This window comes from Polymorphospora sp. NPDC051019 (assembly GCF_040683055.1).
GTDB classification, from domain to species: domain Bacteria; phylum Actinomycetota; class Actinomycetes; order Mycobacteriales; family Micromonosporaceae; genus Polymorphospora; species Polymorphospora lycopeni.
Map to the genome: position 1 here is coordinate 223,081 of NZ_JBFBCH010000002.1, position 25,735 is coordinate 248,815.

23 protein-coding genes and 1 pseudogene are annotated in these 25,735 nt (G+C 72.8%); 7 read left to right on the forward strand and 17 right to left on the reverse strand.

Annotation, left to right across the window (positions count from 1 at the left end; all coding sequences use genetic code 11):
- Positions 1–81: 81 nt before the first annotated feature.
- The 7 genes and pseudogenes from AB0M79_RS05130 to AB0M79_RS05160 form a co-directional block, all read right to left on the reverse strand.
- The gene (locus AB0M79_RS05130; protein ID WP_357535893.1) at positions 82–867 is read right to left on the reverse strand and encodes a hypothetical protein; all 786 of its coding nucleotides are present in this window, start codon (positions 865–867) and stop codon (positions 82–84) included.
- A gap of 28 nt (positions 868–895) precedes the next feature.
- On the reverse strand, positions 896–1,762 hold the full coding sequence (locus AB0M79_RS05135) for a PspA/IM30 family protein (RefSeq protein WP_364207940.1): 867 nt from the start codon (positions 1,760–1,762) through the stop codon (positions 896–898).
- Positions 1,763–1,993: 231 nt separating this feature from the next.
- On the reverse strand, positions 1,994–2,551 hold the full coding sequence (locus AB0M79_RS05140; protein ID WP_364207942.1) for a helix-turn-helix transcriptional regulator: 558 nt from the start codon (positions 2,549–2,551) through the stop codon (positions 1,994–1,996).
- Between the two features lie 354 nt (positions 2,552–2,905).
- Positions 2,906–3,403, reverse strand: a pseudogene (locus tag AB0M79_RS05145) (CinA family protein); the annotation flags it as partial.
- Positions 3,400–3,999, reverse strand: coding sequence for a CDP-diacylglycerol--glycerol-3-phosphate 3-phosphatidyltransferase (pgsA, locus tag AB0M79_RS05150; protein WP_357535888.1), 600 nt, complete (start codon positions 3,997–3,999; stop codon positions 3,400–3,402). The pseudogene AB0M79_RS05145 and the gene pgsA, both read right to left, overlap by 4 nt.
- Before the next feature lie 52 nt (positions 4,000–4,051).
- Positions 4,052–5,518: a 30S ribosomal protein S12 methylthiotransferase RimO gene (rimO, locus tag AB0M79_RS05155; RefSeq protein WP_364207944.1), complete on the reverse strand. Its 1,467-nt coding sequence runs from the start codon at positions 5,516–5,518 to the stop codon at positions 4,052–4,054.
- A gap of 55 nt (positions 5,519–5,573) precedes the next feature.
- On the reverse strand, positions 5,574–8,084 hold the full coding sequence (locus AB0M79_RS05160; protein WP_364207946.1) for a DNA translocase FtsK 4TM domain-containing protein: 2,511 nt from the start codon (positions 8,082–8,084) through the stop codon (positions 5,574–5,576).
- 242 nt (positions 8,085–8,326) lie between these two features.
- Between AB0M79_RS05160 and AB0M79_RS05165 the strand changes: the two genes are divergently transcribed.
- From AB0M79_RS05165 to AB0M79_RS05175, 3 genes are read left to right on the forward strand one after another with little or no spacing between them, the layout of a single operon-like run.
- Positions 8,327–8,797 carry a YbjN domain-containing protein gene (locus AB0M79_RS05165; protein ID WP_364207948.1) on the forward strand — a complete coding sequence of 157 codons (471 nt, stop codon included), beginning with the start codon at positions 8,327–8,329 and terminating at the stop codon, positions 8,795–8,797.
- A 15-nt stretch (positions 8,798–8,812) separates the two neighbouring features.
- The gene (locus AB0M79_RS05170) at positions 8,813–10,645 is read left to right on the forward strand and encodes an HSP90 family protein (protein WP_364207950.1); all 1,833 of its coding nucleotides are present in this window, start codon (positions 8,813–8,815) and stop codon (positions 10,643–10,645) included.
- On the forward strand, positions 10,642–12,216 hold the full coding sequence (locus AB0M79_RS05175) for a YbjN domain-containing protein (protein ID WP_364207952.1): 1,575 nt from the start codon (positions 10,642–10,644) through the stop codon (positions 12,214–12,216). The genes AB0M79_RS05170 and AB0M79_RS05175 overlap by 4 nt, the downstream gene beginning before the upstream one ends.
- A 310-nt stretch (positions 12,217–12,526) precedes the next feature.
- Here AB0M79_RS05175 and AB0M79_RS05180 read toward each other — a convergent pair whose 3' ends face one another.
- The 4 genes from AB0M79_RS05180 to thyX all read right to left on the reverse strand — a co-directional run bounded on the left by AB0M79_RS05180 (position 12,527) and on the right by thyX (position 16,411).
- Positions 12,527–12,907 carry a DUF2784 domain-containing protein gene (locus AB0M79_RS05180; protein ID WP_364207954.1) on the reverse strand — a complete coding sequence of 127 codons (381 nt, stop codon included), beginning with the start codon at positions 12,905–12,907 and terminating at the stop codon, positions 12,527–12,529.
- Between the two features lie 102 nt (positions 12,908–13,009).
- A complete protein-coding gene (locus tag AB0M79_RS05185; RefSeq protein ID WP_364207956.1) occupies positions 13,010–14,698 on the reverse strand; it encodes a ribonuclease J in 1,689 nt (562 codons plus the stop codon).
- A complete protein-coding gene (gene dapA, locus AB0M79_RS05190) occupies positions 14,695–15,615 on the reverse strand; it encodes a 4-hydroxy-tetrahydrodipicolinate synthase (RefSeq protein ID WP_364207958.1) in 921 nt (306 codons plus the stop codon). Before dapA ends, AB0M79_RS05185 begins: the two co-directional genes overlap by 4 nt.
- A gap of 52 nt (positions 15,616–15,667) precedes the next feature.
- Positions 15,668–16,411, reverse strand: a complete 744-nt coding sequence (gene thyX, locus AB0M79_RS05195; protein ID WP_364208795.1) for an FAD-dependent thymidylate synthase — start codon at positions 16,409–16,411, stop codon at positions 15,668–15,670.
- A 156-nt stretch (positions 16,412–16,567) separates the two neighbouring features.
- On the opposite strand from thyX, the gene AB0M79_RS05200 reads away from it, so the two are divergent.
- Positions 16,568–17,059, forward strand: a complete 492-nt coding sequence (locus AB0M79_RS05200) for a toxin-antitoxin system HicB family antitoxin (protein WP_364207960.1) — start codon at positions 16,568–16,570, stop codon at positions 17,057–17,059.
- Between the two features lie 48 nt (positions 17,060–17,107).
- Entirely contained in the window at positions 17,108–17,911 is an 804-nt protein-coding gene (locus AB0M79_RS05205) for a DUF4097 family beta strand repeat-containing protein (protein WP_364207962.1), read from the forward strand.
- Positions 17,912–17,938: 27 nt separating this feature from the next.
- On the opposite strand, the gene AB0M79_RS05210 is transcribed toward AB0M79_RS05205, so the two are convergent.
- Both AB0M79_RS05210 and AB0M79_RS05215 read right to left on the reverse strand, forming a co-directional pair.
- Positions 17,939–18,607 (reverse strand): DUF2752 domain-containing protein, encoded by a 669-nt coding sequence (locus AB0M79_RS05210; RefSeq protein ID WP_364207964.1) that lies wholly within the window; start codon positions 18,605–18,607, stop codon positions 17,939–17,941.
- A 59-nt stretch (positions 18,608–18,666) separates the two neighbouring features.
- A complete protein-coding gene (locus tag AB0M79_RS05215; protein WP_364207966.1) occupies positions 18,667–19,896 on the reverse strand; it encodes a crosslink repair DNA glycosylase YcaQ family protein in 1,230 nt (409 codons plus the stop codon).
- Positions 19,897–19,990: 94 nt separating this feature from the next.
- On the opposite strand from AB0M79_RS05215, the gene AB0M79_RS05220 reads away from it, so the two are divergent.
- The gene (locus AB0M79_RS05220; RefSeq protein ID WP_364207968.1) at positions 19,991–20,545 is read left to right on the forward strand and encodes a GNAT family N-acetyltransferase; all 555 of its coding nucleotides are present in this window, start codon (positions 19,991–19,993) and stop codon (positions 20,543–20,545) included.
- Here the strand turns inward: AB0M79_RS05220 and AB0M79_RS05225 are convergent.
- Positions 20,438–21,709: a glycosyltransferase 87 family protein gene (locus AB0M79_RS05225; protein ID WP_364207970.1), complete on the reverse strand. Its 1,272-nt coding sequence runs from the start codon at positions 21,707–21,709 to the stop codon at positions 20,438–20,440. The genes AB0M79_RS05220 and AB0M79_RS05225 overlap by 108 nt on opposite strands.
- Positions 21,710–21,741: 32 nt before the next feature.
- Between AB0M79_RS05225 and AB0M79_RS05230 the strand changes: the two genes are divergently transcribed.
- Entirely contained in the window at positions 21,742–22,386 is a 645-nt protein-coding gene (locus tag AB0M79_RS05230) for a GNAT family N-acetyltransferase (protein WP_357535864.1), read from the forward strand.
- A 6-nt stretch (positions 22,387–22,392) separates the two neighbouring features.
- On the opposite strand, the gene AB0M79_RS05235 is transcribed toward AB0M79_RS05230, so the two are convergent.
- The 3 genes from AB0M79_RS05235 to AB0M79_RS05245 form a co-directional block, all read right to left on the reverse strand.
- The gene (locus AB0M79_RS05235; RefSeq protein WP_364207972.1) at positions 22,393–23,304 is read right to left on the reverse strand and encodes a carbohydrate ABC transporter permease; all 912 of its coding nucleotides are present in this window, start codon (positions 23,302–23,304) and stop codon (positions 22,393–22,395) included.
- Between the two features lies 1 nt (position 23,305).
- On the reverse strand, positions 23,306–24,406 hold the full coding sequence (locus tag AB0M79_RS05240) for a sugar ABC transporter permease (RefSeq protein WP_364207974.1): 1,101 nt from the start codon (positions 24,404–24,406) through the stop codon (positions 23,306–23,308).
- Positions 24,407–24,472: 66 nt separating this feature from the next.
- Entirely contained in the window at positions 24,473–25,717 is a 1,245-nt protein-coding gene (locus AB0M79_RS05245) for an extracellular solute-binding protein (RefSeq protein WP_364207976.1), read from the reverse strand.
- Positions 25,718–25,735 lie beyond the last annotated feature (18 nt).

Sequence of the window (25,735 nt, forward strand, 5' to 3'; positions counted from 1 at the left end):
TGATCCGCAATCCAGAACCCGCGTGGGCGAGGGGCGACGCCGGTCGGGACCGCCGGCCGGGCACCCGGTGCCCGGCCGCCGTCAGTGCTGCTGCTGGGCCCGCATCGGGTCGGCGAACTTGCGCAACTCGGCCAGGTCCGAGGCGACCCCGCGCAGCCGCTCGCTCGCGTCGGCCAACTGCGACACCGCCGGATGCTCCACGGCACCCCGGCCGTCCTCGGCCACATACCCCGCCGCCGCCGCGACCAGCCGCTCGTAGGCGGTCACGCCCCCGGTCAACTGGTCGACCAGGTTGCGGTGCGCCTCGTCCAGACCGTCACGGGAGTCGGCGGGCGCGACCCGCAGCGCCCGCTCCACGCCGGCCACCCGCTGGGCGAGTTCGCGCAAAGACCGCTCGGCCACCGCCGCGTCCAGCACCGCCGCGTCGGCCGAGCCGGTCAGGTCGCCCGCCAGCCCGGCCATCGCCGCCGACGCCCGGTCCAGTCGCGCCGACGGCTCGGCCGCCGAGGAGCCGCGCAGGGCCATCCGGGACCGCTGCCGGCGGACCTCCTCCATCGCGGTCTTGCCGACGGGCAGCCGCTCGACCGCCGCGACCAGCCGGGCCCGGGCCTGCTCGGGGCTCACCGGCTCGGGCGGGGGCGGCGCCGGCTGGGCGGCCAGCGCCCGCAGGTCGATCCACCGCCACGCGGCGAGCGCGATCGAACCACCCGCGGCGGCGGCCCAGGCGGCGTCGGGCAGCCCGATCCCGGCGTACGGGATCAGGATGGCGGCGGCCCCACCGAAGCCGCCACCGAGCACGGTCCAGCGCCGGGCGGACCGGCGCAGCTTGCGGAGCCGGCGGAAGTAGCGCGCCCGCTGGTCGGCCACGTGAAGCTCCTCCCCCGCCCCGGCCGGGTCAGCCGGCGGCGCTCTGATCGCCGGTGTTGCGCTCCTTGGACAGGCTGGCCCGGATCTCGTCCAGCCGGGCCACGCTCGCCGGGTCACCGGTCGCGGCCTGGCCGACGGAGGGCTGCCCGGCGGCCTGCTGGCCACCCAACTGCTCACCGGCCATGCTGGCCCGGATCTGCTCCAGCCGCGACGAGCCGGCCATGTCCAGCGTCGTCTTCTGCACCTCGAGCATCCGGCCCTCGACGGAGTTGCTGGCCAGTTCGGCCCGGCCCATCGCGTTGGCGTAACGGCGCTCGATCTTGTCGCGGACCTCGTCGAGCGACGGGGTGTTGGCCGGTGCGGCCAGCGACGACATCGACTCCAGCGACCGGGCCACGGTCTCCTGCATCTTGGCCTGCTCGAGCTGGCTCAGCAGCTTGGTGCGCTCGGCCAGCCGCTGCTGCAGGACCATCGCGTTGTTCTCCACCGCCCGGCGGGCCTGGGCGGCAGCGGCCAGCGCCTGGTCGTGCAGCGCCTTGAGGTCCTCCATCGACTGCTCGGCGGAGACCAGCTGGGTCGCCAGCGTCTGCGCCGTCTGCTCGTACTTGCCGGCCTCGGCCTCGTCACCGGAGGCCCGCGACCGGTCGGCGAGCACCAGCGACTGCCGGGCCATCGACTGGAGCTTCTCGACCTCGGACATCTGGCGGGACAGCTTCATCTCCAGCTGCCGCTGGTTGCCGATCACCGCGGCCGCCTGCTGGACGAGCGCCTGATGCTGGCGCTGGGACTCCTCGACGGCCTGCTGGATCTGCACCTTCGGATCGGCATGTTCGTCGATCTTGGCGCCGAAGAGCGCCATCACGTAGCGCCAGCCCTTGACGAACGGGTTCGCCATATTCGCGTGTCCCCTCAGTGTCATCAGTGCGGTGTCCCGCCCGGGTCGACCCGACCCGGGCGACCGTACGGCACGTCTCCATCGTCCCAGCCCGGCGCCAGCGCGTCACCCGGCCTCAGGGGGATATCCGGGGATACGGTCCGGTCAGGAGATCAACCTTACCCAGGCTCAGCCAGCATTGCCGAGCCGGCGCGTGCCCGTACGGACACAATGGGTAGCGCGGGCGATTGATCAGGCGGCGTAGACGACGTCGAGGTCGTGCTTCTTGCCGGAGCGCACCGTGCGGGTGGTCCGCAGGGTCGCCTTCAGCGGCCCCTCCTGGCGCACCGACACCGAAACCTTGCCGTCGGAGGTGACCTGGCGCACCTTGGCCTCACCGACCGGCAGCCGGCCGGCGTCGGCGGTGGGCCGCACCTCGGCGGCCCGGGCGGCACGCGCGTCCGCGCCGACCGCGGTCCGGGCCGGACGGGCGGCGCCGGCGGGCCGCACCTCGCGCCCGACGGCCGGATCGGCACCCGGCGCGTCCTGCACCGGCACCAGCACGCCCTGCATCTGCTCGGCCAGCGCGACCGTGTGGCTGACCTCGCGCAGCAGGTCGGACAGGTGGGCGCCGAGCGCGTCGCAGATCGACGCGAGCAGCTCGCTGGACGCTTCCTTCTGACCCCGCTCGATCTCGGACAGATAGCCGAGACTGACGTTGGCGGCGGTGGAGACCTCGCGTAGGGTGCGGTGCTGTCCCTGCCGGCGCGCGCGCAATGCGTCACCGATCACCCGGCGTAGCAGGACCATGGCACCTCCTCCTCACGCGGGGCCAACCGGCGTCTGCCGGAGGCTTCCCGCAACCGTACCCGCTGCGGAGCCCTTAAGACATCCTGCCCCGCCGGGGCATTCGTCCACCATCCCCCCGCGGTGATCAGTCCGCCGCGGGGGCCCAGAATCCCACCCATCGGGCACATCTCGCTGGTTTCAGCCAGATTCCGGCGGCTCGTCACCCCGCCCGGCGCTGGTGGCGGGGGCCGCTTTTGCGACGCCGGTAGCGGCGGCCGCTCCTCCGACGCCGGTAGCGGCGGCCGCTCCTCCGACGCCGGTAGCGGCGGCCGCTCCTCCGACGCCGGTAGCGGCGGCCGCTCCTCCGACGCCGGTGGCGGCGTCGATTTGTTCGGCCAGCAGGCGCAGCGCGGCGACGACCGTACCCGCCCGGACGGCGGTCCGGTCGCCGTCGAGGGTCAGCCGGCGGACCGCCGGCCCCGGCGGACCGGCCACCGCGACGTAGACCAGCCCCACCGGCTTGCCGTCCTGCGGCTCCGGGCCGGCCACCCCGGTCGTCGCCAGCCCCCAGTCGGCCCCGCAGGCGGCCCGCGCGCCGTCCGCCAGCGCCACCGCCACGTCCGGGTCGACCGGACCGCGCTCGGCCAACAGACCGGCCGGTACGCCGGCCAGCGACCCCTTCAGTTCGGTGGCGTAGACCACCAGCCCGCCCCGGAAGACCGCGCTGACCCCGGGCACCTCGACCAGGGTGGCCGCCAGCAGGCCACCGGTCAGCGACTCGGCGGTCGCCAGGGTCGATCCCCGCGCCTTGAGCCGGTCCACCAGCCCGGTCAGCCCCGCCGGGTCGACGCCGGCCGGCCGGCCGGCGGTCATCCGGCCCGGCCGCGCAGCCGCAGGGCGCGCAGCACGTAGTCGAGCCCGGTGAGCACGGTCACCAGCACCGCCGCGGCCATGATCCACGGACCGACACCGGCCAGGGCCGCCGGCACCGGCCACAGGTACCAGACGATGGCGAGGGTCTGCAGCGCCGTCTTCAGCTTGCCGCCCCGGCTGGCCGCGATCACCCCGTAGCGGATGACCCAGAACCGGATCAGCGTCACCCCGAACTCGCGGACCAGGATCAGCCCGGTCACCCACCAGGGCAACTGGTCGTACCAGGAGAGCAGGACCAGGGCGGTCCCGGTCAACGCCTTGTCGGCGATCGGGTCGGCGACCTTGCCGAACGCCGTGACCAGCCCGAACCGGCGGGCGATCCAGCCGTCGACGAGATCGGTCGCCGAGGCGACCGCGAAGGTCACGCAGGCCGCGATCCGGGTGCTGGAGTGCGTCATCGCCGAGGTGACGACCAGCACCGCGAAGACCGGGATGAGCACCATGCGCAGGGCGGTCAGCGCGTTGGCGGCGTTGAGCAGTGGCACCTGGCCGGCGACGGAGGACGAACTGGACGGCGGGTGACTCGTCGTCTCCATCAGCACGTCCCCGCCCGGTCGCGCCGCGGCCGGACCCGGTGGGCCGCCCCGGTCACGCCGCTGCCGAGATCATTTCGACCGGCACCGCGAGGAGGTCGACCCCCTCCGTGCCGGTCACGGTCGCCCGCACCAGGTCGCCGGGGCGCAGGACGGCGAGGTCCACTCCGCCCGTCGGTGGCGCCACCAGGGTCGTCGAACCGTCGACCTCGGGCGCCTGGTGGGCGGCCCGCCCCTCGACCAGCCCGTCTTCGACCGAGTCGACGAGCACCTCGACCGTCGTCCCGATCCGCTCCTCGGCACGCTGCGAGCACAGCTCGTCGGCCAGGGCGGCGAGCTTGTCGTAGCGCCGCTTCACGGTCGCCGCCGACACCTTGCCGGGCAGCGAGGCGGCCTCGGTGCCGTCCTCGTCGCTGTAGTCGAAGACGCCGATGGCGTCGAGCCGGGCGTCGGTCAGGAAGCGGATCAACTCGTCGACGTCGGCCCGGGTCTCACCGGGGAAGCCGACGATGAAGTTGCTGCGCGCGCCGGCCTCCGGGGCGAGCGCCCGGGCCGACTCCAGCAGCTCCAGGAAGCGGGCCGTCGACCCGAACCGCCGCATCCGGCGCAGCACCGGCTCGCTGGAGTGCTGGAACGACAGGTCGAAGTACGGCGCGACACCGGGCGTGGTGGCGATCGCCTCCACCAGGCCGGGCCGGGTCTCGGCCGGCTGGAGGTAGCTGGCCCGGACCCGCACGATGCCGGTGACCGCGGCCAGCTGGGGCAGCAGTTTCTCCAGCAGCCGCGGGTCGCCGAGGTCCTTGCCGTACGACGTGGAGTTCTCGCTGACCAGGACCAGTTCGCGGACCCCGGTCTTGGCCAGCCACTCGGCCTCGGCCAGCAGTTCGTCGGGCGTACGGGAGACGAACGCGCCGCGGAAGGCGGGGATGGCGCAGAACGAGCACCGGCGGTCGCAGCCGCTGGCGAGCTTGAGCGAGGCGACCGGCCCGGCGTCGAGCCGCCGGCGCAGCACCGGCCGCAGGTGGGCCGGGGTGTGCGCGTCGACGGTCGCGTGGCCGGGCACCACGACCGCGCTGTCGCGGCGGGACACCGGGGTCAGCGGCAGCAGTTCGCGCCGGTCGCGCGGGACGTGCGCGTCGAGCCGCTCCCCGGCCAGCACCGACCGGAGCCGGGCGGAGATGTCGGGGTAGTCGTCGAAGCCGAGCACCGCCTGGGCCTCGGGCAGGCTGCCGGCCAGCTCGCGGCCGTAGCGCTCGGCCATACAGCCGGCCGCGACCACCTTGGCACCGGTGTCGGCGGCGTCGAGAAGGGTCTGGATGGAGTCCTGCTTGGCCTTCTCGACGAAGCCGCAGGTGTTGACCAGCACCACGTCGGCGCCCTCGCCGTCGGTGCTGACCTGCCATCCGTCCGCGTGCAGGCGGGCGGCCAACTCCTCCGAGTCGACCTCGTTACGAGCGCAGCCCAGGGTCAGCAGCGCCACCCGGCGGCCGTCGGGAGGTGGGGAGGAGGAGGTCACAGACACCTCCCGAGGGTACCGGGCCGGGCTGACAGCCCGGCCCCCCGGCACCCGTACGGCGTCAGTCGTCGGCCCGCAGCGCGGCGAGCGCCTCCTCGAGTTCGTCGGGTTTGACCAGCACGTCGCGGGCCTTGGAGCCCTCGGAGGGGCCGACGATCCCGCGGGTCTCCATCAGGTCCATCAGCCGGCCGGCCTTGGCGAACCCGACCCGCAGCTTGCGCTGGAGCATCGACGTCGACCCGAACTGCGAGGTCACCACCAGCTCGATCGCCTGGATCAGCACGTCCAGGTCGTCGCCGATGTCCTCGTCGATCTTCTTCTTGTTGTCCTGCGCCGGGGCGAGCACGTCCGGCCGGAACTCCGGCTCGCGCTGGTCCTTGCAGAACTTGACGATGTCGTTGATCTCGGACTCGCCGACCCAGGCACCCTGGATCCGGACCGGCTTGGAGGCGCCCATCGGCAGGAAGAGTCCGTCGCCGCGACCGATGAGCTTCTCGGCACCGGGCTGGTCGAGGATGACCCGGGAGTCGGCGAGCGAGCTGGTGGCGAACGCCAGCCGGGAGGGCACGTTGGCCTTGATCAGGCCGGTGACGACGTCGACCGAGGGCCGCTGGGTGGCCAGCACCAGGTGGATGCCGGCGGCCCGGGCGAGCTGGGTGATCCGGACCACGGAGTCCTCGACGTCGCGCGGGGCGACCATCATCAGGTCGGCCAGCTCGTCGACGATCACCAGCAGGTAGGGGTAGGGGCGGATCTCCCGTTCGCTGCCCGGCGGCGGCTTGACCTGCCCGGCGCGCACCTTGCGGTTGTAGTCGTCGATGTGGCGGACCCCGGCGGCGGCCAGGTCGTCGTAGCGCATGTCCATCTCGCGCACGACCCAGTCCAGCGAGTCGGCCGCCTTCTTGGGGTTGGTGATGATCGGGGTCACCAGGTGCGGGATCCCCTCGTACGCGCTCATCTCGACCCGCTTGGGGTCGATCAGCACCAGCCGTACCTCGTCGGGGGTGGCCCGGCTCAGCAGCGAGACCAGCAGGGAGTTGAGGCAGGAGGACTTGCCGGCACCGGTCGCGCCGGCGATCAGGATGTGCGGCATCTTCGCCAGGTTGGCCACCACGTAGCCGCCCTCGATGTCCTTGCCGAGGGCGACCACCATCGGGTGGTGGTCGCTGGTCGCCGCCCGTGAGCGCAGGACGTCACCGAGTGCCACGTCCTCGCGGTCGGAGTTGGGGATCTCCACGCCGACCGCGCTCTTGCCCGGGATCGGGCTGAGGATGCGTACGTCGGGCGATTTGACCGCGTAGGCGATGTTGCGGGAGAGCTGGGTGATCCGTTCGACCTTGACGCCGTGGCCCAGCTCGACCTCGTAGCGGGTGACGGTCGGGCCGCGGGTGAAACCGGTCACCGCCGCGTCGACGCCGAACTGGTCGAAGACGCCCTCGAGGGCGGCCATGACGTCGTCGTTGGCCTTGCTGCGGGTCTTGGGCGCGCTGCCGCCCTTGAGCAGGTTGGCGGGGGGCAGCCGGTAGTCGCCGGCCATCCCGGAGATGGCCAACTGCTCGGCCCGGGTCGGGGCCGGGGAGTGCTCGGGCGGCGGGGCGGGCTTGCGGGCGGCGCCCTTGCCGGCCGGCTTGCGCGGCAGCACCACGGTGTCGTGGACGACCTCCTGGTCGTCGTATCCGGGCTCGGCGGGTTCCGGCTCGGCGGCGGTGGCGACCCGGCGGCGGGCCGGGCGGCGCTTGGCCGGCGGTGGTTCCTCGTCCTCCCCGTCGGGACCGTCGGCGTCGTCGATGTCGTCGTCGGGGTCGTACGGACCCGACGGGCGGCCGAGCAGCGAGCCGACGAGCATGCCGACCCGTTCCGGCACCTTGTTGATCGGGGTGGCGGTGATGACCAGGAGCCCGAAGAGCATCAGCAGCACGAGCAGGGGTACGGCGACCCAGCCGGTCACCGCCTTGACCAGCAACTGCCCGACGCCGGCCCCGATCAGGCCGCCGGCGTAGTCGCGCTGGGCGTTGTCGACCGGGTCCTGCCCGATGTGCAGCAGCCCGGCGGTCGACACGATCAGCGCGGTCCAGCCGACGAGGGTGCGGCCCCGGTGTGCGGGGTCGCCGGGTTCGCGCATGAGCTTGACCGCGCTGACGAGCAGCAGCAGCGGGACGGCGGCGGCGATCGCGCCGAGGAAGAGCCGCACGGTGTCGGCGACCCGGGCGCCGACCGGCCCGGCGCCGGAGAACCAGACCGCGACGCCGGTCAGGATGGCCAGCCCGAGCAGGAACAGGCCGGCGCCGTCGCGGCGGTGGCCCGGGTCGAGGTCGCGGGCGGGGGCGACCTGGCGGCCGACGGCGCGCACCGCCCAGCCGACGGAGTGGGCCAGTCCCATCCACACGGCACGGACGCCGCGACCGAGGTGGACGGCGGGGCTGGCCCGGCCGCGGGTCGGGGTGCGGGCCGGCCGCTTGCGGGGGGTGGCCGCGGCCCGGGTCTTCGCCGGTTGGCGGGCGCGCGGCGTCGCGGCGCCGCGCGCCGGTGACGCGCTCCGACGCCGGTTAGCCGAAGAGGTCCGCCCCGCCATAGAGTCACACGGTAGCCGCGCGGTCCGACTAATCCTCGCTTTTGACTGCCGTGTCCCGCCGTCTGTCGCCGGTGGCGGTGCCGGCTGTCACACCCGCCTAGCATCATGGGCGGACCAACCGGCACAAGCCACACAACACGCGGGGTGGCGGCGCGGCCTTACCGTGCTGTCTGCCGGACCGCGATCCACTCGGGCCCGTGGTCCGTCACCCCCGCCCCCGCACGTCAGGAAGGACGCCGCACATGCCACCGCCGGGTTTCCAGGACACTTCAGACGAACCCACCAGCGGTGGTCAGTTGCAGACACTTCAACCGCTCAGCCACGAACTGATCGCCTCGGTGCTCGACGCGCGGGACTACTCGTTCCACACCGACGAGGACGGCGACATCTTCGGCAAGTGGGACGACAACCTCATCTACTTCTTCCGGCTCGGCAACGCGGGCGAACTGCTCCAGATCCGCACGATGGCGGCCAGCACGTTCGGGATCGACGACGTGCCGCGGCTCTACGCCTTCTGCAACGAGTGGAACCACGACCGGCTGTGGCCCAAGGCCTTCGTGCACGTCAACGACGACGGCAGCGTCCGGGTCTGCGGCGAGGTCATCACCGACCTCGAACAGGGCGTGACCACGGCCCAGCTCGACCAGCTCCTCAACTGCGGTATCTCCACCGGTTGCCAGATGGCCGACGCCGTCGCCGAACTGCGGGACTGACCGCGAGTGTCCACCATGGAGCATCGCTTCCAGGTCGACCTGCGCGGCATCGTCGACCTGCTCAGCCACCACCTCTACGCCAGTCCCCGGGTCTACGCCCGGGAGCTGCTGCAGAACGCCACCGACGCGATCACCGCCCGGCGGGAGTTCGACGCCGCCGCCGGACCCGGCCGCATCGTCGTCGAACCGCTGCCCGACGGCGCGCTGCGGGTGCACGACAACGGCATCGGCCTGACCGAGCCCGAGGTGCACCTCTTCCTCGCCAGCGTCGGCCGCACCTCCAAGCGCGACGACCTCGGCTTCGCCCGGCAGGACTTCCTGGGGCAGTTCGGCATCGGCCTGCTGTCGTGCTTCATGGTCGCCGACGCCGTCGAGGTCGTCTCCCGCTCGGCCAAGGGCGGGCCGGCCGTACGCTGGACCGGCCACGCCGACGGCCGCTACACCACCGAGACCGACGACACCGCCCGCGCGGAGATCGGCACCACGGTCACCCTGCGACCGCGGACCGACACCCGGCACTGGCTGGTCCCCGACCGGGTCGGCGAACTCGTCCGGTTCTACGCCCACCTGCTCGACGTCGACGTCGAACTGGTCGCCCCCGACGCGGCCCCGGTCCGGCTCACCGACGAGCGGGCCCCGTGGGAGATCGACCACCCGAGCCCGGAGGAGCGGCACGCCGCCCTGATCGACTACGGCCGGCAACTGCTCGGCACCCGGCCGATGGACGTCATCGACCTGCGGGTGCCCGAGGCGGGCCTGGTCGGCGTCGGGTTCGTGCTCCCCTCGGCGTCGGCGGTCGGCCAGGGCGGCCACCGCGTCTACCTCAAGCGGATGCTGCTCAGCGAGGACGCGAGCAAGGTCGTACCGGAGTGGGCGTTCTTCATCCGCTGCGTGGTCGACACCGCCGTGCTGCGGCCGACCGCCAGCCGGGAGGCGCTCTACGAGGACGATCTGCTGTCGTCGGTACGCCAGTCGCTCGGCGAACAGATCCGCGGCTGGCTTCTCGACCTGTCGGTCAACCACCCCGACCGGCTGTCCGCCTTCCTGCGCGTCCACCACCTCGGCGTCAAGGCCCTCGCCGTACGCGACGACGAGATGCTGCGCCTGGTCGACGCCTGGCTGCCCTTCGAGACCAGCCGGGGCGCGATGCCGCTGCGGGTGTTCCGCCGCGGCCTGTCGATGGTCCGTTACGTCGAGACGGTCGACGAGTTCCGCTCGCTGGCCGCGATCGCCAGCGCCGCCGGCACGCCGCTGGTCAACGCCGGCTACGCCTACGACAGCGAGATCCTGCAACGGCTGCACCGGGTCGACCCGACGATCCAGGTACGTCGCCTCGACCCCGGTGAGCTGGCCGCCCGGCTCGACCCGCTACCGCCGGGCCAGGAGGCGGCCGCCGCCGGCTTCCTGGAGACCGCCCGCACGGTGCTGGCCGACCTGGACTGCAAGCCGCTGCTGCGCCAGTTCGACCCGGTGACGGTGCCCGCGCTCTACATCGTCGGTCAGCAGGCGGCGAACCAGGACTCGCTGCGGCGCAGCATCGAGGCCTCCGACGAGTTGTGGTCCGACGTGCTGTCGGCGTTCGACGACGTCGAGGTCGACCACCGGCCGGAACTCGTCTTCAACTGGCGCCATCCGCTGGTCCGCCGGATCGCCGCCGACCCGTCCGGCCCGGCGGTACGGCACGCCGTGGAGGCGCTCTACGGTCAGGCGCTGCTCGCCGGCCACCATCCGCTCCGGGCGGTCGACACGGCGGCGCTGAACCGCTCGTTCCTCGCCCTGCTCGACCGGGCGTTCACCGGTCCCCCCAACCGCTGGACCGGCGACGGTCCCACCGAGGAGAAGTCGTGACCAGCAAGGAAGAACTGACCGAGGCCCTGGAGGACGCCCAGGACCTCCCCGACGGCGACGGCAAGATCGCCGAACTGGAACGCATCGTGGCGCACGCCGACGCCCTCGCCGACGTACGGCTCGGCTTCGACGCGCGGTACGCGCTGATCGACGCGTACAACAACCACACCGAGCGGTGGCGGATGCTGCCGGCGTTCGGCTGGTGCCTGGCCGCGTTCGACCGCGACCCGTCGATGTTCGACGACTGGGACGCCGAGATGCTGCGCTGGTACCACAAGTGGGCGGTGGCGACGCTGCGCAGTACGCCCCGGGTCGGGCTGGCCCAGACCCGGGCCGCGCTCGACGACATGGAGCGGCGGTTCCGCGAGGGCGGCCAGAGCCTGCAGACCATCTACAACCTGCGCTGCAAGGTCGCCGACCACCTCGGCGACGAGGCGGAGGCGCGGGAGTGGCTGGCGAAGTGGCGTACGACGCCCCGCGACGAGAACAGCGACTGTGCCGGCTGCGACCCGTCCCGGCAGGCCGAACTGCTCGCCGGCTGGGGCGAGTGGGAGGAGGCCCTGAAGATCGCCGAGCCGGTGCTCAGCGGTGTGCTCGGCTGCACCGAGCAGCCGGAGAAGGCGCTCGTCGCGGTGATGGTCCCCTACCTGCATCTCGGCCGGTTCGAGGAGGCCGCGCAGGCGCACGTACGCGCCTACCGCCGGCACCGGTACGAGCGGGACTCGTTCGCGTTCCTTCCCGAGCACCTGCGGTTCTGCGCGCTGACCGGGCACCACGAGCGGGGTCTGACCATCCTCGAGGAGCACCTGGGTTGGCTGGACCGGCCCTACGACGAGGCGTCCGCGATGGAGTTCGCCGCGGCCGGCGCGCTGGTCTGCCGGCTCGCCGACGAGGCCGGCCTCGGCCGGCGGACGATCCACCGCCCGGAGCACGACGACCGGGCGGCCGCCGACGTCACGGTCACCGCGCTGGCGTCCGATCTCGTCGCGACCGCGCAGGATCTGGCCGGCCGGTTCGACGCCCGCAACGGCACCGCGCACCAGTCGGGCCGGATCGCGGCGTGGCTGGCCGCCCGCCCGCTCACCGAGCCGTTCGAGCTGCCGCCGGACGAGCCGCCGCGGGCCGCCGTACCGGCCGGGCTGCCGGTGGAGGGCCGCGACGACGTGGTGGCGCCGCTGACGGTCGAGGCGATCGTCGCGGCGCTGGAAGAGCGCGGTGACCACTACTTCGTCGACGAGGACGGCACGGTCGGCGGCCGGTGGGGCGACGCGCTGGTCCACTTCGAGCGGCTGGGCGAGCGCCGGGAGATCCTGCACGCCCGGGTGGTGGCGCAGCGGCGCCTGTCGGTCGACCGGCTCGCCGAGGCGTACGAGTTCTGCAACGCCTGGAACCACGACCGGCTGCTGCCGAAGGCGTACGTGCACGACACCGGCGAGGGCGAGCTGATCCTGGCCGGCGACGTCACCACCGACCTTGAGCACGGGGTCGCGGCGCCGCAGCTCGCGGTGCTGGTCAACGCCACGCTGGCGACGGGTTCGGCGTTCGCCACCGCGGTCGACGAGCTGCCGTAGCGGCCGCCGGCGCGAGACGAGCGGCGGCGGGGCCTGCCGGGTGGACACCCGGCGGGCCCCGCCGTCACGGCCCGGGCGGTCAGAGCGGAAGGTCCGGCAGGCCACCGGGAACGAGGCCGCCGATGACGCCGAGCAGGCCGGTGATGAAGTCGGTGACGACGCCGATCAGATCGTTGGCCATTGGAATTACCTCCTTGGGTCGATGACTTGCCTACCTCGACCCACTACCCAACGCATACATGTTAATACTCACCGTGACCAACTTTTTCCGGCGCCCACCCGCACCGGCCACATCGTCCGGTGCGGCCGGCTACCTACGCTGGTCGGCCCGGAGTCTCGAGGCGGCCCGGCGACGCAGGAGCAGCACCGCCCACGAGCCCAGCACCGCGACCGCCACCAGGGCCTGGACCAGCGGGGTGAAGCGCTCCGGATAGAGCACACCCTCGATGTAGCGGTCGATGAATCCCCCGGTGTAGCCCGATTCACCCGCCTGCCGCCGCGACCACGCCTCGGCGGTCGTGAGCGGACAGGTCAACCCGGCGGCCACCACGATCAGCCCCCACGACGCGGCGACAGCGTGCGCCCAGAACGTCCGCGGCCAGCGCCACGCGATGAAGCCGCCCAGCACGACGTACGCCACGAAGGCGAAGTGCAGCACCAGGATCACGGTCGTCAGCAGTTCGTAGCCCATCGGTCCTCCCGCCGGCCAGCCTATGGCGGCCGGCGGGACGTGCCATACGCATCGGACCCGGGCGGTACTGAGTACGCGTACGGAGTTGCCGGTGGCGGCCGCTCAGACCTCGACGACCGTCGGCACGATCATCGGCCGGCGCCGGTAGGCGTCGTTGACCCAGCGGCCGACCGTGCGCCGGACCAGTTGGCCGAGCTGGTGCGGATCGGTGATGCCCTCCGAGGCGGCCCGGTTGAGGGCCTCGGTGATCAACGGGATGACCGGGTTGAACGCCGCCGGGTCGTCGGAGAAGCCCTTCGCCGACACCGTCGGCCCGCCGACCACCTTGCCGGTGACCGAGTCGACCACCACGGTCGCCGCGATGAAGCCGCCGTCGCCGAGGATGCGACGCTCGGTGAGCAGCGACTCGCCGACGTCACCGACGGCGAGCCCGTCGACGTAGACGTATCTGCTCTTGACGTGCCCGACCAGCGACGCCCGCCCCTCGACCAGGTCGACGACGTCGCCGTCCTCGCACAGCACGACCCGGTCCGGCGCCACGCCCGACTCGATGCCGAGCCGCGCGTGGGCCCGCAGGTGCCGCCACTCGCCGTGCACCGGCAGCAGGTTGCTCGGCCGTACGACGTTGAGCAGGTAGAGCAGCTCACCGGCGGGCGCGTGCCCGGAGACGTGCACCTTGGCGACGTCCTTGTGGATCACGGTCGCGCCGGCCCGGGAGAGCTGGTTGATCACCCGGTAGACCGAGGTCTCGTTGCCCGGCACCAGCGAGCTGGCCAGCACCACGGTGTCCCCGGGGGCGATCGTGATGTGCCTGTGGTCGCCGGTGGACATCCGGCCCAGCGCGCTCATCGGCTCGCCCTGCGAACCGGTCGACATCAGCACGATCCGGTCCGGGGGCAGCGCGGTCGCCTCGTCGAGGCCGACCACCAGACCCGGCGGGATCTGCAGCAGCCCCAGGTCACGGGCGATGCCCATGTTGCGCACCATCGAGCGGCCGATCAGGGCGACCTTGCGGCCGTGCTCGCCGGCCGAGTCGAGCACCTGCTGGACCCGGTGCACGTGCGAGGCGAACGAGGCCACGATGATCCGGCCACGGGCCTTGGCGAAGATCGAGTCCAGGACCGGGCCGATCTCCCGCTCGGGGGTGACGAAGCCGGGGATCTCCGCGTTGGTCGAGTCGGACAGCAGCAGGTCGACGCCCTCGGCACCGAGGCGGGCGAAGCCGGCCAGATCGGTGACCCGGCCGTCGAGCGGCAACTGGTCCATCTTGAAGTCGCCGGTGTGCAGCACCAGACCGGCCGGGGTCCGGATCGCGACCGCGAGCGCGTCCGGGATCGAGTGGTTGACCGCGAAGAACTCGCACTCGAAGGGGCCCAGCCGCTCGCGGCCGCCCTCCTGGACGGTCAGCGTGTAGGGCTCGATCCGCCGCTCGGCGAGCTTGGCCTCGACCAGGGCGAGGGTGAACTGCGAGCCGACCAGCGGGATGTCGGCCTTGTGCGCGAGCAGGTAGGGCACCGCTCCGATGTGGTCCTCGTGCCCGTGGGTGAGCACGATCGCCTGGACGTCGTCGAGCCGGTCCAGGATCGGCGCGAAGTCGGGCAGGATCAGGTCGACGCCCGGCTGCTCGACGTCCGGGAAGAGCACGCCGCAGTCGACGATCAGCAGCTTGCCGCCGAACTCGAAGACGGTCATGTTGCGGCCGATGGCACCGAGCCCGCCCAGCGGGATCACCCGCAGCCCGCCCTCGGGCAGCGGCGGGGGCAGCTCCATCTCGACGTGCGCCTGACTCACCGCAGCTCCAGTCCGGCGTCGGCGCAGTCGCTGCGCAACTGGTCGATCTCGGCCTCGGTCGCGTCGACCAGGGGTGGCCGTACCGGTCCGGCCGGCAGGCCGCGTTGTGCCAGACCGGCCTTGACGAGGATCGTCCCCTGGGTCCGGAAGATGCCGGTGAACAGCGGCAGCAGCCGCCGGTGCAGGGCCAGCGCCTCTTCGGTGTCACCCCGGTCGTACGCCTCGATCATGCGCTTGGCCAGCGCACCCGTGAAGTGCGTGGAGGTGCCGACCAGGCCGACCGCGCCGATCGACAGCGCCGGGAGGGCGAGCGCGTCGTCGCCGCAGTAGTAGGCGAGCCCGGTGCGGCTGAGCACCCAGGAGGTGGCGGTGAGGTCGGCCTTGGCGTCCTTGACCGCGACGATCCGCTCGTGGTCGGCGAGCCGGACCAGGGTCTCGGTCGCGATCGGCACCCCGGCGCGGTGCGGGATGTCGTAGACCATCACCGGCAGGTCGGTCGCGTCGGCGACCGCGGTGAAGTGGCGCAGCAGGCCGGCCTGCGGCGGCTTGTTGTAGTACGGCGTCACGACGAGCAGCCCGTGCGCACCGGCCTTCTGCGCGGTCGCGGCCAACTCGGCCGTGTGCCGGGTGTCGTTGGTGCCGACGCCCGCGACCACCAGCGCCCGGTCGCCGACCGCCTCGACCACCGCGCGGATCAGGGCCTCCTTCTCCGCGTCGGTCGTGGTCGGCGACTCACCGGTGGTGCCGTTGACCACGACCGCGTCGGCGCCCTGCTCGTCGACCAGGTGGCCGGCGAGCTTCCCGGCACCGTCGAGGTCGAGCGCCCCGTCGGCGGAGAACGGCGTGACCATGGCCGTGAGCAGCCGCCCGAACGGGCGTGGTGCGCTCGCGCGCGTGGCGGATGGGTCCTGCGTCATGCACACAACCTAGCGGACGCCGGCAGCGGGTTTTCCACGCTCCCGCACCGTGTCAGGACAGCTCGGCGTACGGGCTCGTCGCCACCTCGGTGCCGTCGGGCAGCCGGGTGACGACGAAGTCGGCGAACACGTTCGGCGCGACCCGCTGGAGTTGGCGCAGGCACTCCACGGCCAGCTCGCGGATCTCGACGTCGGCCTGTTCGGTGGCGCGCATGCCGATGAAGTGCCGCCAGGCGCGGTAGTTGCCGGTGACGACGATCCGGGTCTCGGTGGCGTTGGGCAGCACCGCCCGCGCCGCCTGCCGGGCCTGCTTGCGGCGCAGGGTGGCGTGCTCGACGTCGGCGAACCGGGCCTCCAGCCCCTCGAGCAGCTCGGTGTAGGCGCGCACGCTCGCCTCGGTCGCCTCGACGAACTTCTTGTGCAGCTCCGGGTCCTCGGCGATCACCCGGGGTTCGACCATGGCGGCGTCGCGCTCGGGTACGTAGCGCTGGGAGAGCTGGGAGTACGAGAAGTGCCGGTGCCGGATCAGCTCGTGGGTGAACGAGCGCGACACGCCGGTGAAGTAGAACGTGACGCTGCCGTGCTCCAGCACCGACAGGTGGCCGACCTCCAGGATGTGCGCGAGGTAGCCGGCGTTGGTGGCGGTGGCCGGATTGGGCTTCTTCCACGACTGGTAGCAGGCCCGGCCGGCGAACTCCGCGAGGGCCTGACCGCCTTCGGCGTCGGTCGACCACGCGACGTCCTCCGGCGCCTCGAAGTGGGTCCACCCGATGAGCCTGACCTGCGGCTCGATGATCTCCGGCACGGTGATCCCCCTATGTCATGGCTGGTGTCCCAGGACTGTAACCGCCAACGGCGGGGCCGGGTGACGGCCCCCCGCGACGCCACGCGCGCACCATGAAGACAGCACACACGGCTTGCTATGACGTCACAGCGATGTCATAGTGACGTCATGGACCTCACGCCGTACCTGGACAACCTGCGTCGCGACCTCGCCGCGACCGCGGCACCCGGCGGTGCCGAGATCAGCCGGGCCGCCGAACTGCTCGCCGGCTCGCTGGAACCGAGCGCCCGGCTCTGCCTGCTGGACGCGCTGTCCGACGCCGCCGACGAGATCACCACGCAACTGTCCGGCGCCGGCGTGGAGGTGCGTCTGCGTGGCCGGCAGGCCGAGTTCGTGGTGACCGAGACCCAGCCGGCGTCCGCGCCGGCCCCCCAACCGCCGCCCGTCGACACCGGGGGTGACGTGTCGCGCATCACCCTGCGCCTGCCCGAGGCACTCAAGGACGCCGTCGAGCGGACCGCCGCCGCCGAGGGCGTCTCGGTCAACGCCTGGCTGGTCCGGGCCGTCGCCGGCGCCGTCCAGACCGGACACACCGGACACACCGGCCCGCCGTCCAGCCACCGGTCGGGCCGCCGGATCACCGGCTTCGCCCAGGCCTGAACCCCGCCGCCGGACCAGTGCCGGCGGCACCGACCCCAGGAGGACGTCATGAACGAGTTCCCGCGCGACACCCCGGTCACCGTCGTCGTCAAGCTGAGTGCCGGCGCACTCGACATCGTCGCCGAAGAGCGGACCACCGCCACCGTCGACGTGCGGCCGTACGCCGACAACGAGCAGTCCCGGACGCTCGCCGAACGCACCAGCGTCGAACTGCGCGGCGACACGCTCACCGTCACCACGCCCCACGGCGCCGGCCTGTTCCGCCGCTCCGGCGGCGTACGCGTCGAGATCCGGGTGCCCCACCACAGCGCCGTGCGGGTCAAGGCGGCCTCCGCCGACGTCGACTGCCGGGGCCGCTACGCCGCCGCCTCCGTCGACACGGCGTCCGGTGAGATCCACGTCGAGCACGTCACCGGCGACGCCACCCTGCACAGCTCCAGCGGCGACGTGACCGCGGCGCGGGTCGACGGCCGGCTCACCCTGACCTGCTCGTCCGGCGACCTGAACGCCGGGTACGTCGGCGGCGAGGTCGTCGCCAAGGCGGCCAGCGGCGACATCGACATCCGGGAGGCAATGGCCGGGGTGCACGCCCGCAACGCCTCCGGTGACGTCCGCATCGGCGCGGCCCGCAGCGGCACCGTCGATGTCGGCACCACGTCCGGTGACATCGGCGTCGGCGTCACCGCCGGCACCGGGGTATGGCTCGACGTGAGCACCTTGTCCGGCACCGCCCGCAACGGGCTCGACATGGGCGCCCCCGTGCCGCCGAACGGTCACCAGCTCAGCCTGGCGCTGCGCAGCGCCAGCGGCGACATCGAGGTGTACCGGGTCGCCCCGGCCAAGACGCTGTGACGCGGCCCCGGTCAGACGTGGAACCGGTCAGACGTAGAACCAGTCGAACGGCGCCCACGGCAGATTGCGCAGCGCCGAGAAGGTGAACCAGACGGCGAGGACCACGCCGATCGTCTTCGGGGTGATCCGAAGTTGCGGCAGCCGGCGACCGAACATGTGCTGCGCCGCCCAGGCCACGTAGAGATAGACCAGGAACGGTACGACGAACACGAACACCAGGTGGTGGCGGGCGGCGGCGCCGAGGTCGCCGTGCATCAGGTACCAGACGGCACGGGTGCCGCCACACCCCGGACAGTCCAGCCCGGTGGTCATCTTCAGCAGGCAGGACGGCATCGCGTCGGGCGAGCTGCGGGTCGGGTCCATCACCAGCACGGTGCCGAGCGCCGCCGCGACGCAGCCGAGCGCGGCCACCGGCGCCGCCCAGCGGGGCGCCCGGTTCCACAGCTTGGTCATGAAGCGGGTGAAGCGGTCGGGTTCGGCGGGCACGAAGGCCGGCGCCGGCTGCCACTGCCCGTCGGGGCCCGGCTGCCAGCCCTCCGGGGCGGCCTGCCACTGCCCGTCCGGGCCGGGCTGCCAGCCGGCGGGCGGCATCATGGTCGGCTGGCCGGCGGGCACGGGTGGCGGGCCCTGCTCGGGGACGTCCGGCGCCGGCGCGCCCGTCGTCAGGCCGGCCTTCGGGTCAACCACGATCGCCATCCCACCCCGTCTCGGACCCACCGGCACGCCGGGCATCTCCCGCCCGGCACGCGCTCGTCTCACCGTACACCGGCGGGGCTCGACAGCACGGCCGCGAGCGGACCGCGCAGGTCGCCCGCGACGGGCGGCGCGACGTCGGACAGGCCGAGCCAACCGGCGAGCCGGCGCAACTCGTCGGCGAGCGCCAGCGCGGTGCCGGCGACGTCGGCGCCCGGCTCGACCCAGGCCGCCGGCACCCGCAGCACCCCGGCCCTGCGGTCGGCCTTCAGGTCGACCCGGGCGGTGAACCGGTCGCCCTGCAGGAACGGCAGCACATAGTAGCCGTACACCCGCTGCGGCGCCGGCACGTAGATCTCGATGCGGTAGTTGAATCCGAAGAGCCGCTCGGTGCGGGCCCGCTCCCAGATCAGCGGGTCGAACGGGCTGACCAGGGTGTTGGCCCGGATCCAGCGGGGCAGCCGGGCCTGCGCGTGCAGGTAGGCCGGCCGGCGCCAGCCGGCCACCTGCACCGGGGTCAGCACACCGGCCTCGACCAGCTCGGCCACCGCCGTGCGGGCGGCGTCGACCGGCAGCCGGAAGTAGTCACGCAGCTCCGGTTCGGCGGCCACCCCGAGCGCGCGGGCGGCGACCGCGACCAGCTCACGGTAGGCGTCGGCGGGGGCCGGCGTCGGGGTGTCGAGCACCGCCTTCGGCAGCACCCGCTCCGGTACGTCGTAGAGCCGGGCGAAGGCGGTGTTGCGGGACGCGGCGGTCACCTCGCCGGCCCAGAACAGGAACTCTAGCGCCCGCTTGACCGCCGACCAGTTCCAACCCCAGTTGTCCTTCGCCTTCGGGGTGTCGTGCTCGATGTCGGCGGCGGTCAGCGGCCCGTTGGCGCGCACCTCGTCGAGGACCCAGCGCACCAGTTCCGGCTGCTCGGCGGCGATCCGCCGCATGCCGCCCCACGACTCGACCCGGGCCGCCGCCATCCGGAAGCGCAGTGCCGGCTGGAGCGCGACCGGGATCAGCGACGCCTCGTGCCCCCAGTATTCGAACAGCTCGCGCGGGCGCTGGTAGGCGGCCCGGTCGAGCAACGCCGTCGGGTAGGGCCCGAGCCGGCTGTAGAGCGGCAGGTAGTGGGCGCGTTGCAGGACGTTGACCGAGTCCATCTGGAGCAGCCCGATCCGGCCCAGGACGCGGCGCAGGTGCCGCAGGTCGGGAACACCGCCGGGCACCGGGTCGGCGAAGCCCTGCGCGGCGAGTGTGATCCGCCGGGCCTGGGCGAGGGAGAGCGATTCGGGTACGGCCACCGCACGCACGCTAGCCGATGCCCCCGACACTCCACCGTCCCGCGCGGCGGCGTTTCGGGTTGCCCGGCCGGCGGGCAGGCGGTAGACCGGAGCGGTGCTGACGATCCGGCGCGAGCGGCCCGACGACGCGGCGGCGGCCGCCCTGGTGCACGTACGGGGCTGGCGGGCCGGCTACGCCGGCATCCTGCCCGACGAGGTGCTGGCCCGGCTCGACGTGGGCACCTGGGCACGGCGCCGGCGGGAGGTCGGCACCAGCGACCCGGACCAGCCGTTCACCACCCTGGTCGCCGAGGGGCCGGCCGGCATCGTCGGTCACGTCCGCTTCGGGCCGTACCGCAACGAGCAGGACGAGGACGACCTCGATCCGGCGTACGGCGAGATCCTCGGCCTCTACGTCGACCCGGACCACTGGGGCACCGGCGTCGGCGGGCGGCTGCTCGCGGCGGCCCGTGAGTCGCTGGCCGAGCGGGGCTGGACCGAACTGCGGCTCTGGGTGCTGATCGACAACGTCCGGGCCCGCCGCTTCTACGAGCGGGCCGGGCTAGCTCCGGACGGGGCGCGCAGCGTCTACCGGATCGCCCGCCCCGGCGGTCTCGCCCCGTACGTCTTCCCCGAGATCCGCTACCGCGGTCCGGTCGACGCCGCCTGACCGGTCCCGGATCGGCAGGGCGAAGAGCAGGACGAGGCTGATCCAGGCGTACGCGTTGCTGCCGAGGAACCCGTCGACGCCGGAGAAGTCGACCTGCCACTGCCAGACCAGCCGGCTGACCAGCAATCCGTAGCTGACGGCGGCCAGCCCCAGCAGGGCGCGCCGGCGCCGGCTCCCGGCCGGTGCCGCCAGCCCGTTGTCGACCAGCAGCAGCAGGGCCGGGATGAGCCAGACCAGGTGGTGCACCCAGGTGACCGGGCTGACCAGGCAGGTGACGATGCCGGTCAGCGCCAGCCCGGTCATCTCGTCGCCGCGGGCGACGGCGGCCCGGACCCGCCACACCCAGTACGCGACCACGACGGCCACCAGCACCAGCCACAGCGCCCGGCTCGGGTGGACCGGGTCGAGCCGGGCCACGATGCCCTGCAACGACTGGTTGGAGACGAACGACAGCACCCCGACCCGGTCGGTGTTCCACAGCGCCTGGGTCCAGAACTCCCGCGACGCGTCGGGGAAGAGCGCGGCCGCGACCAGGGTGACCAGGGTGGCCGTGCCGCTGGCCGTGAGCGCGGCCCGCCACCTGCCGGTGACCAGCAGGTAGACGATGAACAGGCCGGGGGTGAGCTTGATCGCGGTGGCCAGGCCGATACCGACCCCGGCCCACCGGCTGCCCCGGGACGTGAACAGCACCAGGTCGGCGGCGACCAGGATCAGCAGGAGCATGTTGACCTGGCCGAAGTTGACCGTCTCGCGCAACGGCTCGAACGCGGCGGCGAGGCAGGCGACGACGGCCAGCGCGAACCAGCGGGTCCAGCCCTGCCGGCGGGCGACCGGGTCGACCAGCCACCACAGCAGCAGCAGGGTCGCCGCCGCCGAGGCGGTGACGCTGACCACGATCGCGACCGGCCAGCTCACCAGCGCCATCGGCAGCATGACCAGTGCCGCGAACGGCGGGTAGGTGAACCCGTACAGGGTGTTGACGCGGATCCAGTCGTAGAGGTGCCCGCCGTCGTTGGCCCAGTAGTTGATCGCCCCGTAGTAGACCTGGAGGTCGAAGAAGCCGTGCCGTTCGGCGGCGACGGCGAGGAACGCGGCGACCGCGACGGCGAGTACGACAACCACCAGCACCCGGCGCGCGGTGCCGGAACCCGCCCCCTTCGCCATCACGTCTCCCCTGGTCCGTAGGCTCACCGGTCATGGCGCTCGGGTACGTCCGTCCAGCGCGTCCACAGGACGCCGGCGAGATCGCACGCATCCAACTCGCGACCTGGCGGGTAGCGTATCGCCGGCTGTTGCCGCGACACGTGCTGGACCGGCTCGACGAGGCGTTCCTGGCCCGGCAGTGGAGTGCGGCGGTCGAGTCGCCGCCGTCGCCACGGCACCGGGTACTGGTCGCGATCGAGCAGGCCGAGCAGTCGGTCCTGGTCGGCTTCGCCGCGTCCGGGCCGGCCGACGAGCAGGCCCTGGCCCCGGAGGAGCCGGCGCTGCCGCCGCACACGGCCGCGGTCACCGACCTGCTCGTCGAGCCGCGCTGGGGCCGGCGCGGGCACGGCAGCCGGCTGCTCGCCGCCACCGTCGACCTGTGGCGCGAGGACGGCTTCGCCACGGCGGTGGCCTGGGCGTTCGACGGCGACGACGCGACCCGGAAGTTCCTGACCTCGACCGGCTGGGAGCCGGACGGGGCGGCCCGGGCGCTCGACGTGGACGACATGCTCGTCCCCCAGTTCCGGCTGCACGTCCGGGTGCCGGACGAGCCGGTGCCGGCACCGTCGGCCGAGACCGGGCCGGCCGGGGCACCGCCGGCCGAGGCGGGACCGGCTCAGGCGGGACCGGCGGCGTAGCGCCGGTCAGCCCTTGTCGCTGCCCTCGTTGGCGCCGCGGATGAAGTAGCGCTGGAAGATCACGAAGATCACCGCCACCGGGATGGTCGCCAGCAGGGCCGCGCCGAGCTTGAGCGGATACTGCGAACCGGCCCCGAGCGAGCCGCTGACCAGGTCGGCCAGCCCGCGCGGCAGGGTGAACAGCGCCGGGTCCTGCACGGCGACCAGGGTGTGCGGGAACTCGTTCCACGAGCCCTGGAACGACAGGATGGTCAGCGTGATCAGCGCCGGCCGGGCCATCGGCAGCACCACCGACCAGAACGTACGGAACACGCCGGCCCCGTCGATGCGGGCCGCCTCCTCGACGCTGACCGGGATCGACTCGAAGAACTGCTTCATGATGAAGACGCCGGCCGCGTCGACGAGCAGGGGCAGGATCAGCGCGGTGTAGGTGTCGTAGATGCCGAGCTGGTTGAGGACCAGGAACTTCGGGATCAGCAGCACCACGCCGGGCACCGCCATCACCGCGATCACCGCCGCGAAGATCGCGCCCCGGCCGCGGAAGCGCAGCCGGGCCAGGGCGTAGCCGGCCAGCGAGTCGAGCAGGATCCGGCCGATCGTCACCACGACGGTGACGACCAGCGAGTTCGTCATCCACAGTGGGAAGTTGGTGCCCTCGAAGATCCGCTGGAAGCTGGCGAGGTCCACCGGGTCGGGCACCGGGGACAGCGGGTTGGCGGCGGCATCCGGCTCGGTCTTGAACGACCCGGCGATCTGGATCACGAACGGGTAGAGGAAGACCAGGGCGAAGAAGACCAGGATCGCGTACCCGACGAGGTTGCTCACCAGGCCGCGCGGCCCGGCGGGCCGGCCCATGGCACGCGGGGGGCGTTTCGCCGCGCCGCCGGTACGCCGTCCCGGGTCGGTGGTCACGGCCATGTCAGGACCTCCGCTCGGCGCGGCGCCGGAACCGTCGGGGCCGGTCGCCGTCGCGCTCGCGCAGGACCCGCCGCTGGACCAGCGTCAGGACGATGATGATCAGGAACAGGACGAACGAGATCGCCGCGCCGGAGCCGTACTCGAAGTCGCGGAACGCGGTCCGGTAGGACAGGTACGCCGGGGTGAGCGTCGTCTTCGCCGGATTGCCCTGGCTCATCACGTAGATCTGGTCGAAGACCTGCCAGGTGCCGATCAGCCCGAGGGTCAGCACCAGGAAGAGGGTCGGCCGGATCATCGGCAGGGTCACGTACCGCAGCCGCTGCCACCGGCCGGCGCCGTCGAGGGTGCTGGCCTCCTCCAGTGCCTCCGGCACGTTCTGCAGCGCGGCCAGGAACATCAGCATGAAGGTGCCGGACGTGGTCCAGACGACCAGGGCGATGATCGCGCACATCGCCACGCTCGGCCCGGACAGCCAGTCCCACCAGGTCAGCCCGAACGGCCCGCCGCCGGCCAGCGCGGCCGGCGCGCTGTCGACGCCGAACACGCCGAACACGATGTGCAGTACGCCGCGGGCGTCGGAGAACCAGGCCGGCCCGTCGATGCCGAGGAGGGCGAGCAGGCCGTTGACCGCGCCGGAGTTGGCGAACAGGAAGAGGAAGACCACGCTGATCGCGACCGAACTGGTCACCGACGGGAAGTAGAACGCGGTACGGAAGAACGACCGCCCCTTCAGCATCCGCCGGTTGACCACCAGGGCGAGGAAGAGCGCGAGCACGGTCTGCACCGGCACCACGATCGCCACGTAGTAGAGGTTGTTGCGGATCGCGGTCATGAAGTCGCGCCGGGCCAGGCCGTCCTCGGCGAACAGCCGGGTGTAGTTGTCGACGCCGACGAACGGCACGCCGGCCCGGAACGGGCTGCCCTGGCCGTTCCAGCCGGTGAGGCTCACCCACAGCGCCATCAGGATCGGCAGCAGGAGGAACAGCCCGAGGATCACCACCACCGGGGCGACGAACAACCAGCCGGCGACGGCCTCGTTGCCCCGGATGCCGGAGCCCGGCCGCCGGCCCGCCTTCGCTCGCGTACCGGAGACGTCAGGCATCTTCCCCTCCCCCACGAATCGGTCACCGCGCCGGGGGCGGCCGGTCCGGCCGCCCCCGGTCGCGGGTCAGCCGCCGAGCACCGCCTCGGTGTTGCGTTGCAGGTTCTGCAGGATCGCCTTCGGGTCGCCGCTGGCCAGGCCACCGAGCTGGGCGTCGAAGTCGACCAGGACGCTGTCCATCTTCGGGGCGTTCACCGGGCCCTGGGCGTACTCGGCGCCGTCGATGAACGGCTTGTCGCCGGGGAACTGCTGGAGGTACCGGTCCCGGGCGGACTCCCGCGACGGCATGACGCCGAACGCCGAGGCGAACGTCAGCTGCTGGTCGACGGTGGTCATCGCCTCGACGAAGCTGATCGCCTGTTCCTTGTACTTGCTCTTGGCCGAGATGCCCCAGCAGTTGGTGAAGGACAGGGTGCCGGTGCCGGCGGGTCCGGCGGGCAGCGGGTGGACGGCGTACTTCACGTCCGGGAAGTCGTTCTGCAGGGCGCCCTTGATCCAGTTGCCCTCGATCGTCATGGCCGCCTGGCCCTTGCCGAACGCCTCGCCGGCCCAGCCCGCGTCGAGCTGCTTCGGGTACGCGGCGAGCCCGCCGGCGACGAGCGTCTTGACGTACTCCAGGGCCCGCAGGTTCTCCGGGGTGTCGGCGGTGGCCTTGGTGCCGTCGGGGCTGGTGATCCAGCCGCCGGACTGGACCATGAAGGCACCGACGCGGTCGCGGGTGTCGGCGACGGTCAGCGGCATGATCCCGGCCGCCTTGATCTTCTCGGCGGCGGCGGTCAGCTGCTCCCAGGTGGTGGGGACGTCCGCCTCGGTCAGGCCCGCCCGCGTCCACAGGTCGGTGTTGATCTGGAGGGCGAGGGTGGAGAAGTCCTTCGGCGCGCAGTAGAGCTGGCCGTCGCGGGTGAAGGCGGTGCGCAGGCTCTCGTAGAAGTCACCGGACTCACTGATCTTGTCGCCGTACGGCTCCAGCGCGCCGACGGCGGCGTAGTCGGCGAACCGGCCGGCCTCGACGTAGAACACGTCCGGCGGGTTGTCGCCGGCGAACGCCTGGCCGAGCTGCTGGGTGAGGTCCTGGGCGGGGGTGACCGTCGCGGTGTTGCCGGACGCGGTCGCCCACGCCGCGGCGGCGTCCTGCACCGCCTTGGTCTCGGCGTCGCCGGACGAACCGATCAGGATCTGCAGCGCGGCCGGACCGTCCTGCTGGGCCGGGCCGCTGTCGTCGTCGAACCCGCTGCCGCAGGCGGCCGTGCCGAGCAGCGCGATGGCGGTGACACCCGCGAGGGCGGCCCGCCGGAGTGGCCGGTTGGTCATGTCGTCTCCAGGTGGTTC